Source organism: Salinifilum aidingensis (assembly GCF_054782015.1).
Map to the genome: position 1 here is coordinate 132,790 of NZ_BAAGTH010000008.1, position 12,435 is coordinate 145,224.

The following is a 12,435-nucleotide window of genomic DNA, read 5'->3' on the forward strand; positions in this document are numbered from 1 at the left end:
ACCGGCGCCGGCGAGCACGAAGGAGACGGCATTGTTCAGCGTCACCGTCCGCGACCACGTGATGATCGCGCACAGCTTCCGCGGCGAGACCTTCGGCCCCGCGCAGCGGCTGCACGGGGCCACCTACCTCGTCGACGCCACCTTCCGGCGCCCCGAGCTCGACGCCGACGGCCTCGTCGTGGACATCGGACGCGCGAGCGGGAAGCTCGGCGAAGTCCTCGCGGACCTCAACTACCGCAACCTCGACGACGACCCGGCCTTCGCGGGGCGCAACACCTCGACGGAGTTCCTCGCGCAGGTGATCGCCGACCGGTTGGCCGAGCGGGTGCACGCCGGCGAGCTGGGCGAGAACGCGCGCGGGCTGGCCGGAATCACCGCCACGCTCTCCGAATCGCACGTGGCCTGGGCGAGTTTCGACCGATCGCTGTGACAACCGCGCGGTCCGTCCACTTCGTACTGCCGCCGGAGGGCGACGCCCCCAGCGGCGGCGACCGGTACGACCGGCGGGTGGTCGAGGAGCTGCCCGGCGCGGGGTGGCGGGTGCGGTGCACCGTCCTGCCGGGACGCTGGCCCGAGCCCGGAGCGGACGACGCGGCGCGGTTGGACGCGGCGCTGGAGGAGCTGCCGGACGGTCGCCCCGTCGTGCTGGACGGGTTGGTGGCCTGCGGCACGGCCGGCGTCCTCGAGCGGCACGCGGCACGGCTGCCGCTGGCGGTGCTGGTGCACCTGCCGCTGGCCTGCGAGACGGGAACGCCGACCGATCTCGCGCGCGAGCTGCACCGGCGGGAGGGGCAGGTGCTGCGCGCGGTGCACCAGGTGCTCGTCCCGAGCTCCTGGACGGCTCGCCACGTCTCCCGCGAGCACGGCGTGGCGCCGGCGCGGATCACCGTGGCCCCGCCGGGGGCGGATCCGTCCGCCCCCGCCCGCGGCAGCGGCGGTTCCGGCGCGCTGCTGTCGGTCGCCGCGGTCACACCGATGAAGGGCCACGACGTGCTCGTCTCCGCGCTGGCGCGGTGCCGCGACCTGGACTGGCACTGCTGCGTCGCCGGTTCGCGCACCCGCGCCGCGGAGCACGCGGCGCGGGTGCGCGACGACGTCCGCGCCCGCGGGCTCGCCGACCGGGTGCGGCTCGCCGGCCCGCTGCGCCGCGCGGAGCTCGGCGCGGCCTACGCGGCCTCCGACCTGGTCGTCGTGCCCTCGCGGGCGGAGACGTACGGCCTGGTGGTCACCGAAGCGCTCGCGCGGGGCCTGCCCGTGGTGGCTTCCGATGTCGGCGGGGTGCCGGAAGCACTGGGCAGCACCGACGACGGGACGCTGCCGGGGATGCTGGTGCCGCCGGATGACCCGGCCGAGCTCGCCCGGGCGCTGCGCCGGTGGTTGACCGGTGCCGGCGAACGCGCGCGCCTGCGCGACGCGGCGCACCGCCGCCGTGGCACCCTGAACACGTGGCGGGAAACAGCCCGGCAGGTGGGGCGGACGCTCGAGCACCTCAGCACGTGAACGCGGCGGAGGTCGACTGGTTCGCGTTGCGGGCGCCCGCCGACGCGGCGGCCCGCGCGGAGGAGCTGGTGGAACTGCTGCGCCCCCGGCTGAGGCCGGTGCGCGGTGAGCTGCGCATCCGCGACCTCGGCTGCGGTACCGGTGCGCTGGGCCGGTGGTTGGCCGGACGGCTGCCCGGGCCGCAGCACTGGATCGCCCAGGACCGCGACGCGCACGCCCTCGACCGGATCGGGCCGCGCGGGGAGGGGCCGGACGGGGACGGCCTCACCGCCGCCGACGGTCGGCCGGTGCGGGTCACGCCGGAGCAGCGCGACCTGACCGCGCTGACGCCGGGGATGCTCGCGGGGACCGCGCTCGTGACCGCTTCGGCCCTGCTCGACGTGCTCACCGCGCCGCAGCTGGAGCGGATCGCCGCGTGCTGCGCGGCGGCGCGGGTGCCGGTGCTGGTGACGCTGACGGTCACCGGCCGGGTGACGTTCGACCCGCCCCACCCCGCGGACGCGGCGTTCCGCGAGGCGTTCAACGCCCACCAGCGGCGCCGCGCCGGTCGTCACCGCCTGCTCGGACCGGACGCCGCGCCCGCCGCGCGCATCGCGTTCCGCCGCCGCGGCGCGCGCGTGCTCGCCCGGCCCTCCCCGTGGTGCCTGGACGCCGGTTCGGCCGCGCTCACCGAGGCGTGGCTGCGCGGCTGGGTCGACGCCGCGCAGCAGCAGCGCCCGAGCCTGGCGCGGCGGGCCGCGGACTACCGGCGCGACCGCCTGGCCCGGTTGCGGGCCGGCGAGCTGACGGCGCGCGTGGAGCACACCGACCTGCTCGTCCTCCCCCCGCGCGCGCTGCCACCTCGACGGGGGCCATCTCGAAAGGGGCTGCCGCGAAAGGGGCCACCGCGGAGGGGGCGTGCGCGATGAGACGTGCGCGACGCGCGGCGGTGCGCGTGCTCGTCACCGGTGGCGTGCTCGCGCTGCTGACCTGGCAGGTGGGACCGGGCGCGTTCGCCCGCGGCGTGCAGGTGGTCGACGTCGCCACCGCGGGGGCGGCGCTCGCGCTCGGCGCCGCGTCGACCGCGTGCAACGCGGCGCGCTGGTGCCGCGTCGCGCGCGGGCTCGGGATTCGGCTGCCGCTGGGCAGGGCGATCGCCGACTACTACCGCGCGCAGTTCCTCAACGCGGCACTGCCCGGCGGGGTGTTCGGGGACGTGCACCGCGCCGTGCAGCACGGGCTGGCCGGACCCGCGCGGGGACGACGGGTGCGGGCGGTGGTGCTGGAACGCGTCGCCGGGCAGGTGGTGCTGCTGCCGCTCGCGGTCGCGGCGGTCGCGCTGGCCCCGGCGCTGGCCGAGCTGCGGTTCGGCGTCCTGATCACGGCGCTGGCCGCCGCCGGGGGCCTGATCGGCGCCGTGGCGGTCGCCGCGCTGCTCGCGCGCACCGGTCGCCGCGCGGCGCGCTGGCGCCGGGTCCTGGCCGAGACGCTGGCCGATCTGCGGGAGCTCGCCGCTCCCGGTGCGTGCGCGCGGATCATCGCGCTGTCGGTGGCGGCGCTGGCGGGGCACCTCGCGTTGTTCGTCGTGGCCGCGCGGGCCGTCGGGATCGCGGCCCCGGTCGAGCAGGTGCTGCCGTTGGCGGTGGTGGCGCTCGTGGCGATGAGCGTGCCGGTCAACATCGGCGGCTGGGGGCTGCGCGAGGGCGCGGCCGCCGCGGCCTTCGCCCTAGCCGGGCTCGGCGCCGCCCAGGGCGTCGCCGTGTCCGTCGCCTACGGCGTGCTCGCGCTCGTGGCCTGCCTGCCGGGCGCTGGCGTGCTGCTGCTCCAGCGTCACCGGCCGCGGTCCGGTCAGGTCGAGCTCGAACAGCGAGTCGGCGCCGAGGGAGAACCGGCGCACGGGGGCGCGCAGCGCATCGCGCATGCGCGGCGTCCCCGGAAAGCGCAGGCCGGGCACACCGTCGCCCAGTAGCACCGGGGCGATGGTGACGTACAGCCGGTGCAGCGCGCCGGCGCGCAGGAAGCGCGACACGGTCACGCCACCGCCTTCGACGAGGACGCGGTGCAGGCCGAGCTCGGCGAGCCGGTCGAGCACCACGTCGGCGGCGAAACCACCGGACTCGCGGGGCAGGTGCAGCACCTCCACGCCCTCGGTGCTGCTCGCGCCGGGCCGGTCGTCGCCCTCGGCGAGGATCCACAGGGTGGGCGCGGCGCCGTCGGTGAACACGCGCCGACCGCTCGGCACGCGGCCCTGCGGGTCGAGCACGACGCGCACGGGGTTGTCGCCGGTGCACGCGCGCACGGTCAACTGCGGGTCGTCGGCGGTGACCGTGTCCGCACCGACGACGACCGCGTCGGCGAGCGCGCGCAACCGGTGCAGGTGCTCCCGGTCGTCCTCGCCGGTGACGTGCACGGCGTCACCGGTGCGGGTGGCGATGCACCCGTCGAGGCTCTGCCCGAGCTGGGCGTAGGCGCAGCGCTGCCCCGCCAGGCACAGCGGGAGGTAGAGCTCGAGCAGCCGCTCGGCCACGGGCGAGGCGCCCTCGCCCCACCGCCACTGCCCGGCGCCGTCGGTGACCAGGCCGGCGCGCGCTGCGTCGGGTGGGGTGCGGACGTCGAGCAGTCGCCGCCACGCCTCGGCCGCGTCCACGGCGGGCTCGTCGTTCATCGCTCGTGCCACGTCATCGTCACCGCGGTTCGTCTCAGGCGGAAGGATGCTGCGGCGTCACGCTACCGCGGGTGGGCTCGCGCGCACCACTCTCCCGGAACCGGGTACCACCGCGGCCGCCGCGGCGCTCCGGACGGTCACCGGGCCCGGTCACTGGCTGATCCAGTAGCCGAAGGAGAGGTAGTCCGAGTACGGCCCGACGTACTCCTGGGGGGACTTCAGCTCCACCTGCACCTGCCGACCGGTGACCAGTTCGGGCGGGATGGAGAACTGCGTCTCCGCCCAGCCCCGCGGGTTCGTGGTCAGCTCGTGCGTGCCCAGGTAGGTGCCGTCGACGAACACCCGCACCGCGCGGCCGCCCGAGGGCGCACCGGGCTTGGGACCGCTCGCGTCGTGCCGCGCGGTGACCGTCGCCTCCCGGTGCGGGGTCAGGTTGCCGAGGGTGAACGACTCGGCGCCGTACACGTGCCGGTTGCTGTCCGCGACCCGTCCGCGGGGGGTCTCGACGGTGGCCGCGTCCGTGGTCGGGCGGAAGGCGGCCATCGGCGAGCGCACCGCGTGGTCGTGGGCGCTCTCGCTGTCCATCGAACCCACGTCGAGGTGGTCGCGGATCTCCCCGGGAACCGGGCGCAACGGGGTGTTCCCGGTGCCGGTGCTGCTGTAGTCCGCGCGGTAGACGGTCATGTCCTGCCGCGCGAGCACGACCTCGCCGAACAGGCCGGCGTGTTCCAGGTGCTCCAACCGCACCCCGCCGGGCATGGAGTCGTAGATGGCGAAGTAGTCGGGCCGCTCCTCCGGCGGCATGGCGCGGAGCTCCTCGTAGAGGCTGCCGGCGCCGTTGATCGCGGGTTTGGCCAGCCCGTTGGTGGTCAGCCCGATGAGGTCGACCGTGGGTTGCCGCCCCAAGTAGGCGGCCGCACCGACGTCGTGCACGCCGATGCGGGCATCGGGCGGCAGGTGCCCGGAGGTCCACGTCGCCAGCGAGACGATCCGCTCCCGGATCGCACCGGTGTCCAGGCCGACGGTGTGGGCCCAGGCCGGCAACGACAGCAGCGTGAACAGCCCTGCCGTGCCGAGCACGCCCGCGGCCAGCGCGCGGCCGGCTCCCCGGCCGAACCAGCGCGCGCAGGTCACCGCTCCCACGACGACGAGCACGATCACCGGTGGCAGGAACGGGTGCAGGTAGCGCACCTGCTGCCACAGGGCCGTGGCGAGCGTGGACACGGCCAGCAGGCTCAGCAGCACCCCGCCGCCGAGGACGAGGCCGAGCGCGCGGTGCGTTCCCGGCCGCCGCACGAGCACGGCCACCCCGAGCGCCGCCACGAGCAGCGCGCCGGGGAAGAGGAAGTCCTGCCTGCTGATGCCCGCGAGGATCGCGGAGAACTGCCGCATGTTGTCCGCGACGCCGCCGGCGAACTGGCCCAGGTTGAACGCCGGCATGCTCAGCATCGATTTGGCCTGGTTGCCGTTCGGCGACAGGCTGCCGGTTGCGATCCCGTAGAACAGCAGCTGTCCGCCCAGCGCGAGCAGCGGCAGCGCGAACCACGCGGCACCCAGCACGCGCCGCGGCCAGGACCGCTGCCCGCGCAGCAGCGCGAGGAGCATCGCGAGGATGATCAGCACCACCACCGGGGCCATCTCGAACCGGCACAGCACGGCGAGCACGGCCACCAGCGGTGTCCAGCGGAAGCGTCCCGCCTCGTGCTCGGCGGCGAAGACCGCCAGCAGCCCGGTCACCAGTGCCGCGGCCACGGGGGCTTCCATGCCGCTGACCGCCGACCACAGCAGCGGCCCGCTCAGCGCGACGAGCAGCCCCGCGCACACCCCGCCGAGGCGGCCGACGAGGCGGCGGGTGAGCACGGCGGTGCAGGTGGCTGCCAGCACGTGGGAAGCCATCCCGATCACCACCGCTGCCGGCAGCAGGAGGCTGCCGTGGGCGCCGAGGGCGTACAGCAGTCCGACCGCGAAGACGTAGAGCAGGCTGCTGGCACCGGTGCTGATCGGCTCGCCGTCCTGGAACCGCAGGATCTCGCCCTGGCCGATCTGGCGGCCGTACTGCATGTGGATGTAGGTGTCGTCGAGCGGTGGGATGAAGTGGCCGCCGTTGAAGTACAGGTTCACGCCGAGGAAGGTGATCGCGGCGATCGCGGCCGCCACCGGGACGCTCCACCACAGGGGATCGAAACGGCGGCCGGAATCGTTGCCGGGCCGGTCCCGATCCGATCCTGCGGGATTCCCCTCCGCACCGTCGACGCGATGTTCTTCGCGGATCTCGGAAAACGCTCGCTGATCGATCGACATCAGGGCGGCTCCGTCGGTTTCGACATCGTGCTGGCTCGCCTCAGCGTCGGGGGACGGCCTCCGCGAACGCCGGTGCCGCCCCGGTGCGCAGCGACGATCAACAGCATCCGGGACGGCGCCGCCGTCCCGGAGGACCACGTCGCTGTCGGCGGGCGAAAGTATGCCGATCTGCGCGCGCCCTTGCATGCTGATCTCGGTCAATCAAATATCAACACGGCATGCACCGGCACTGGACGCAGTTTTTTCACCACCCTGAGGGACGCGCCACCGCGGTGACACCGCCATTCCGGTGCCGTGTTCGCGGATGGCCGCGCGCATTCACGGGTTCCTCCGGGACCGGCACCCGCGGTGCGCCTGCGCGTTCGCCGCCCCGCGGCGCGCCCCGGGGTCTGCCGCGGGGCGCGCGCAGCAGAGGTCCGCGCACGCAGAAGGGGCCCGGACGTTCGTGAACGTCCGGGCCCCTTCTGCCGTGGCTGAGCGAGGTGCGCGGCTCAGTCGCGCGCCGAGCGCTCGGCGCTGACCGTCCGGGTGTTCCGCCGGGACAGCGAACGCCGCTCGCGCGGCGTCATACCGCCGAAGATCCCGAAGTCCAGCCCGTTGCTGAGCGCGTCGGCCAGGCATTCGGACGCCACCGGGCAGCGACCACACACCGCTTTCGCGCGGTCGACCTGCTTGGCTCCCAACCCCACCTCGGAGATCGGGAAGAACAGCTCGGGGTCCTCGTCCCGGCAGGCGGCACGTTCCCGCCAGTCGTCGCCCGCATAACCGTTGTTCTCCGCCATCGTGCCACCTCCTTAAGCAATGGAACTCGCGTTCACGAACGGTCTCCCCGTCCACACGCACGCGCGCTCCCCACGCGCGCGGTCAACACGCGCACACGTGCGGGCGGGGAGACCATGACGATCGGATCGACGGTGAAACCCAGGAGTTAACGCGTCAGCCCCCGCGGATGTTCCGCGGAGTGTCATGACTCACGATCATCTCTGCCGAGCACCCGGCCCGGGCGCCGCCCTGTTGTGTCACCGTCCACAATCACCGGCTCGCCGTTGACAACCACAGCGCGACACCCGGTCGCCCCCTGCCGCGGTCGCTCGTAGCGCGCCCGATCGTGGATCGCCGCCGGATCAAACACTGTAACGTCACCGACCGCCCCCGTGGCAAGTACGCCGCGGCCCGCGAGCCGCAATCGTGTCGCAGGCAACTCCGTCATCTTCCGCACCGCCTCCTCGAGCCCGAGAAGGCCCTCGTCCCGCACGTACCACCCGAGGACCCGCGCGAACGTGCCGAAACTGCGCGGATGCGGGTGACCTTCGCCGCGCTCGGCGAGCGTCCACCCGTCACTGGCCACCGCCACGCGGGGATGGCGCAGCACCGCGCGCACGTCGTCGGCGTGCATCGAGTGGTGCACGACCAGCACCTCGCCGCGGTGGGCCTGCAGCACGCGCAGCACCGCTTCGGCCGCGTCGGTCCCCTCGCACCGCGCGATCTCCACCACTGAGGACCCGACGTGCGCGGAATAGCGCCCGGCGGGCGCTTCGGCCAGCACGAGACCGTGCGGATCGAGATCGCGCCCGAACCTCCGCCGCGTCTCGGCGGCGATGCGCCGCCGCTGCTCCGCGTCGGCGAGCCGCTCCAGCAGGGGCCCGGATCCCCCGTCGACCGCCCACGGCGGCAGCGCGGTGAGCAGCGACGTGCTCGACGCGGTGTACGGGTAGACGTCGGCGGCCGCGTCGACACCGCCGGCGCGCGCGGAATCCAGCCGCGCCAACGCCTCCGTGACCGAACCGTGATTCTCCGGGCCCGCGGCCTTCAGGTGCGACACCTGCAGGCGCGCCCCGCTGCGGCGGGCCGCCACGACCGCCTCGTCGAGCGCGCCGAGCAGTCCCGCGGCCTCGTCGCGCAGGTGCGTCGAGTACAGCAGGCCGTGCGCGGCGGCCGTTTCCACCAGTGCGGCGACCTCCCAGTCCGGTGCGAACACGCCGGGCGCGTAGATCAGGCCGGTGGAGAAGCCGAGCGCTCCCCCGGCCGCGGCCGCGCGCACGCAGGCCCGCATCCGCTCGAGTTCCGCCGGATCCGGCTCGCGGTCCTGCTCGCCCAGCACGGCCAGCCGGATCGCGTTGTGCCCGACCTGCACACCGATGTTGACCGCCGGGCGCGCCCGGTCCACCGCGGCGCGGAAACCCCGCGCGTCCCGCCAATCCCAACTCAGCGGACGGTCGTCGAAGATGCTCGCGCGGCGCAGCAGTCCGAGATCCCCGACCGGGAACGGCGAGTGTCCACAGTTTCCAGTGATGAGCGTCGTCACACCCTGCCGCAGCTGCGGCAGCGCCGCGGGGCTCTCCTCGACGGTGAAGTCGGCGTGCGTGTGCAGGTCGATGAACCCGGGAGCCACGACGAGCCCGGTGGCGTCGATCTCCCGCGCGCCCCGCAGCCGGCGCGGACCGATCTCGGCGATGCGGCCTGCGGTGATGCCCAGGTTCCCGCGGCGGCGGGCGCGTCCCGTCCCGTCGACGAGCACTCCGCCGTTGACCGCGATGTCGTGTTCGGACACGTGCACTGCTCCCCTCGCCGCTGCGCCGCGCCCTGCAGGACGGGCGCCGCGCAGGATAGGCGCCGCGCAGGGCGGGCACCGCACCGCGGCCGGGGCCGGCGCGCCCGCGCCGCGCACGGTGCCGCCCGCCGGCAGCGGGACTACCCTGCCGTGAGGACGTCGCCCCGCGGAGGTGTTCCCGATGACCAGTGCCGACCTGCTCGACGACGGTTTCGACCGGATCCGGGAGTCCGCGCACAACGCGGCGGCCGGGCTCTCCGGCGACCAGCTGACCTACCGCGCCGACGCCGCCGCGAACTCGATCTCGTGGCTGCTGTGGCACCTCACCCGCGTGCAGGACGACCACGTCTCCGAGCTGACCGGAACCGAGCAGATCTGGACCGCGCAGCACTGGCACGAGCGGTTCGACCTGCCGCTGCCGGTCGACGACACCGGGTTCGGGCACACCGCGGAGGAGGTCGCCGCCGTGTGGGTGCCGACCCCGGAACCGCTGCTCGGCTACCACGACGCGGTGCACGAGCACACCACCGCGTTCGTGCGCGGCCTCACCGACGAGGACCTGCCGCGCGTGGTCGACGAGTCCTGGGAGCCGCCCACCACGCTCGGGGTGCGGCTGGTCAGCGTGCTCGCCGACGGCCTGCAGCACGTCGGGCAGGCCGAGTTCGTCCGGGGAATGGTCGAGCGCGGAGCGGGCGCGTAGGAGAGTCCGCGAATTGGCTGGCGCAGTGAATCCGGTGGCAGGACCTCCGGCGAGGCCTCGCTGCGGGATCCCCGACATCGGGTAGCCACCCGCGCCCCTACTCCAGCTCGGCGCGGACGCCGACGAGCCGGACGGGCCTGTCGAGCGGGAACTCGCCGAGGGCGGTGAGGGCCGCTTCGGTGATCGCCTCGGCGGTGGCGGCCCGCACACCGCGGCCGTGGGTGTGCGTGCGGAACCGGTCGTCGCGGATCTTGACCACGACGCGGCGCGGCCGCAGCCCGTCCTGCTCGAGCTCCCCGGACAGGGTCGCGGCGAGCCGCCGCACCTCGGTGCGCACCCGGTCGCGGTCGTCGAGGTCGGTGTCGAAGGTGACTTCGCGGCCGTGCGAGCGCGGCGGAGGGGGCGTGTCGGTGACGGGACTGCTGTCGAACCCGTGGGCCAGCGCGACCAGCCACGGCCCGATGGACGGGCCGAAGGCGGCGGCCAGCTCGCCCCGGTCGGCGCGGGCGAGTTCGGCGACGGTGCCGATGCCGCGCTCGGCGAGGCGGCGGCTCGTCTTCGACCCGATGCCGTGCAGCGCATCGCACGGGCGGTCGGCCATGACGGCGACCCAGTTGTGCACGTCGAGCCGGTGGACGTTCTCCGGTTTCGCCAGCCCGGAGGCGATCTTGGCGCGCAGCTTGTTGTCGCCGATGCCCACCGAGCACGCCAGTCCGGTGCGCTCGCGCACGCGCCGCTGCAGTTCCCGCGCCGCGGACTCGGCCTCGGCCGTGTCGACGAGCAGGAAGGCCTCGTCCCAACCGGTCTGCTCCAGCCGCCCGCCCCAGCTCCGCAGCACGGCCATCACCTCGGTGGAGGCCTCCTGGTAGTGGTCGGAGTCGGCGGGGAGGAACACCGCCTGCGGACAGCGGGCGGCCGCGGTGCGCAGCGGCGTGCCCGAGCGCACCCCGTGCTCGCGGGCTTCGTAGGAGGCGCCGGCCACGACACCGCGGCGCGTCGGGTCGCCGGTTCCGCCGACGAGGACCGGCCGGCCGCGCAGCTGCGGGTGCCGCAGCAGTTCGACGGCCACGATGAACTGGTCCAGGTCGACGTGCAGCACGACGCGTTCCACGCCCTCAGGGTCGTCCCGGTCGGGTGCGGGCGCCAGCCGCACCGGGCGCCGGCGGAGGGATCCGCCGGTGCCCGCGCGCTCAGCGGTCGATGTCGGTCTGGCGGGTCTCCCGGGTGGCGATCAGGGCCAGGAGGGTGAGCGCGCCCATCGCGGCGAGGTAGACGCCGACCCAACCGAGCCCGTGCTCGTCGGCGAGCCAGGTCGCCGCGTACGGCGCGACGGAGGCGCCGAGGAGGCTGGCGAGGTTGTAGGAGACCGAGGCTCCGGTGTAGCGCACCGCTGCGGGGAACAGCTCCGGCAGCACCGCCCCCATCGGACCGAAGGTCATCCCCATCAACGCCAGCCCGACCACGAGGAACGACACCGTCGGCAGCACGCCGCCCCGCCCGAACCAGGGGCCGAGCAGCAGACCGAAGGCGATGATCGCCGAGGTGGTGGCGATGAGCGCGGGCCGGCGTCCGAACCGGTCGGCGCACCAGCCCGCGACGGGGATGGTCAGCCCGAAGAAGACGACGCCGATGAGCAGCAGCACCAGGAACTCGGAGCGCTCGTAGCCGAGGCCACCGGCGCTGGTCCCGTACGACAGCGAGAACACGGTCATCAGGTAGAACAGCACGTAGGTGGCCAGCATGACGAACGTGCCGAGCAGCACCGCCTTGGCGTCGGTGCGGAACACCCGCGCGAAGGGCACCCGGGCGCGCTGGTCGCTGGCCACGACCCTGGTGAACGCCGGGGTCTCGTGCAGGCTCAGGCGCACCCACAGGCCGACGAGCACCAGCGCCGCGGAGACGAGGAACGGGATGCGCCAGCCCCAGGAGAGGAACGCCGCGTCGCCCATGGTTCCGGACAGCAGCAGGAACAGGCCGTTGGCGATGAAGAACCCGATCGGCGCGCCGTACTGGGGGAAGGTGCCGAACAGGGCGCGGCGGCCGGGCGGCGCGTTCTCCGTGGCCAGCAGCGCGGCACCGCCCCACTCCCCGCCGAGGCCGAGGCCCTGGCCGAAGCGGCACAGCGCCAGCAGCAGCGGTGCGAGCACGCCGATGCTCTGGTAGGTGGGCAGCACCCCGATGAGCACCGTGGAGATGCCCATCGTCAGCAGCGAGGCGACGAGGGTGGCCTTGCGCCCGATGCGGTCGCCGAAGTGGCCGAACAGGGCGGATCCGACGGGCCGGGCGACGAAGGCGATGGCGAACGTCGCCAGCGACTGCAGCGTCGCTGCCGTGTCGTCCCCGGCGGGGAAGAACAGGTGCGGGAACACGAGCACCGCGGCGGTGGCGTAGACGTAGAAGTCGTAGAACTCGATCGAGGTGCCGACGAGACTGGCGACGACCACTTGGCGCGTCGAGTTGCGCCGTTCCGCCCCCTCTGCTCGGACCCCCGCCGGCGGGGCCTCGGTGCGGCCGGCAGTCATGGCACCCACCCTTCTCCTCACTCGTTCGAACGAGGAGACAGAGTACGTGCCGACTACCCACTCAACGGGACAGGGCTCCCATCATGTGGTTCAGCTCGCGTTGCGGACCGAGCGGGAACCACGCGAAAAGCCGTTGCGCTGCGCGGACACCGCGAAACCCCGCCGGGGAGACCACATCGCGGGACAGGGCGTTCGGGACGCCCCGAAACGAGCGGCG

Annotated in this window: 11 protein-coding genes and 1 pseudogene; 6 read left to right on the forward strand and 6 right to left on the reverse strand. The window is 74.3% G+C overall.

Annotated features, from left to right (window positions below; translation table 11 throughout):
• The first annotated feature begins 31 nt into the window (after positions 1-31).
• The 4 genes from ACYVJE_RS12765 to ACYVJE_RS12780 are packed head-to-tail and all read left to right on the forward strand — an operon-like array spanning position 32 to position 3,448.
• Positions 32-430 carry a 6-pyruvoyl trahydropterin synthase family protein gene (locus ACYVJE_RS12765; protein ID WP_459159349.1) on the forward strand — a complete coding sequence of 133 codons (399 nt, stop codon included), beginning with the start codon at positions 32-34 and terminating at the stop codon, positions 428-430.
• Positions 427-1,500, forward strand: coding sequence for a glycosyltransferase family 4 protein (locus ACYVJE_RS12770; RefSeq protein ID WP_461144605.1), 1,074 nt, complete (start codon positions 427-429; stop codon positions 1,498-1,500). The genes ACYVJE_RS12765 and ACYVJE_RS12770 overlap by 4 nt, the downstream gene beginning before the upstream one ends.
• The gene (locus ACYVJE_RS12775) at positions 1,497-2,408 is read left to right on the forward strand and encodes a class I SAM-dependent methyltransferase (protein ID WP_461144606.1); all 912 of its coding nucleotides are present in this window, start codon (positions 1,497-1,499) and stop codon (positions 2,406-2,408) included. The genes ACYVJE_RS12770 and ACYVJE_RS12775 overlap by 4 nt, the downstream gene beginning before the upstream one ends.
• The gene (locus ACYVJE_RS12780) at positions 2,405-3,448 is read left to right on the forward strand and encodes a lysylphosphatidylglycerol synthase transmembrane domain-containing protein (protein WP_461144607.1); all 1,044 of its coding nucleotides are present in this window, start codon (positions 2,405-2,407) and stop codon (positions 3,446-3,448) included. The genes ACYVJE_RS12775 and ACYVJE_RS12780 overlap by 4 nt, the downstream gene beginning before the upstream one ends.
• A 42-nt stretch (positions 3,449-3,490) precedes the next feature.
• Here the strand turns inward: ACYVJE_RS12780 and ACYVJE_RS12785 are convergent.
• Both ACYVJE_RS12785 and ACYVJE_RS12790 read right to left on the reverse strand, forming a co-directional pair.
• Positions 3,491-4,144: pseudogene (locus tag ACYVJE_RS12785) on the reverse strand (RibD family protein); the annotation flags it as partial.
• Positions 4,145-4,294: 150 nt separating this feature from the next.
• Positions 4,295-6,301, reverse strand: coding sequence for a hypothetical protein (locus tag ACYVJE_RS12790; RefSeq protein ID WP_461144608.1), 2,007 nt, complete (start codon positions 6,299-6,301; stop codon positions 4,295-4,297).
• Positions 6,302-6,400: 99 nt separating this feature from the next.
• On the opposite strand from ACYVJE_RS12790, the gene ACYVJE_RS12795 reads away from it, so the two are divergent.
• Positions 6,401-6,721: a hypothetical protein gene (locus tag ACYVJE_RS12795; protein WP_461144609.1), complete on the forward strand. Its 321-nt coding sequence runs from the start codon at positions 6,401-6,403 to the stop codon at positions 6,719-6,721.
• Between the two features lie 215 nt (positions 6,722-6,936).
• Here ACYVJE_RS12795 and ACYVJE_RS12800 read toward each other — a convergent pair whose 3' ends face one another.
• Positions 6,937-7,227 carry a WhiB family transcriptional regulator gene (locus tag ACYVJE_RS12800; RefSeq protein WP_459159343.1) on the reverse strand — a complete coding sequence of 97 codons (291 nt, stop codon included), beginning with the start codon at positions 7,225-7,227 and terminating at the stop codon, positions 6,937-6,939.
• A 182-nt stretch (positions 7,228-7,409) separates the two neighbouring features.
• Positions 7,410-8,996 carry an N-acyl-D-amino-acid deacylase family protein gene (locus ACYVJE_RS12805; protein WP_461144610.1) on the reverse strand — a complete coding sequence of 529 codons (1,587 nt, stop codon included), beginning with the start codon at positions 8,994-8,996 and terminating at the stop codon, positions 7,410-7,412.
• A 181-nt stretch (positions 8,997-9,177) separates the two neighbouring features.
• On the opposite strand from ACYVJE_RS12805, the gene ACYVJE_RS12810 reads away from it, so the two are divergent.
• Complete coding sequence (locus tag ACYVJE_RS12810; RefSeq protein WP_459159341.1) at positions 9,178-9,696, forward strand: mycothiol transferase; 519 nt, start codon at positions 9,178-9,180, stop codon at positions 9,694-9,696.
• Between the two features lie 97 nt (positions 9,697-9,793).
• Here ACYVJE_RS12810 and ACYVJE_RS12815 read toward each other — a convergent pair whose 3' ends face one another.
• A complete protein-coding gene (locus tag ACYVJE_RS12815) occupies positions 9,794-10,807 on the reverse strand; it encodes a DNA polymerase IV (RefSeq protein WP_459159340.1) in 1,014 nt (337 codons plus the stop codon).
• 79 nt (positions 10,808-10,886) lie between these two features.
• Positions 10,887-12,218 (reverse strand): MFS transporter, encoded by a 1,332-nt coding sequence (locus tag ACYVJE_RS12820; protein WP_461144666.1) that lies wholly within the window; start codon positions 12,216-12,218, stop codon positions 10,887-10,889.
• Between the last annotated feature and the right edge of the window lie 217 nt (positions 12,219-12,435).

Bases quoted from the DNA above. Each gene is read 5' to 3' on its own strand.
- ACYVJE_RS12780 (WP_461144607.1), top strand. From the start codon at position 2,405: ATGAGACGTGCGCGACGCGCGGCGGTGCGCGTGCTCGTCACCGGTGGC.
- ACYVJE_RS12795 (WP_461144609.1), top strand. From the start codon at position 6,401: ATGTTCTTCGCGGATCTCGGAAAACGCTCGCTGATCGATCGACATCAG.
- ACYVJE_RS12800 (WP_459159343.1), bottom strand. From the start codon at position 7,227: ATGGCGGAGAACAACGGTTATGCGGGCGACGACTGGCGGGAACGTGCC.
- ACYVJE_RS12810 (WP_459159341.1), top strand. From the start codon at position 9,178: ATGACCAGTGCCGACCTGCTCGACGACGGTTTCGACCGGATCCGGGAG.
- ACYVJE_RS12820 (WP_461144666.1), bottom strand. From the start codon at position 12,218: ATGACTGCCGGCCGCACCGAGGCCCCGCCGGCGGGGGTCCGAGCAGAG.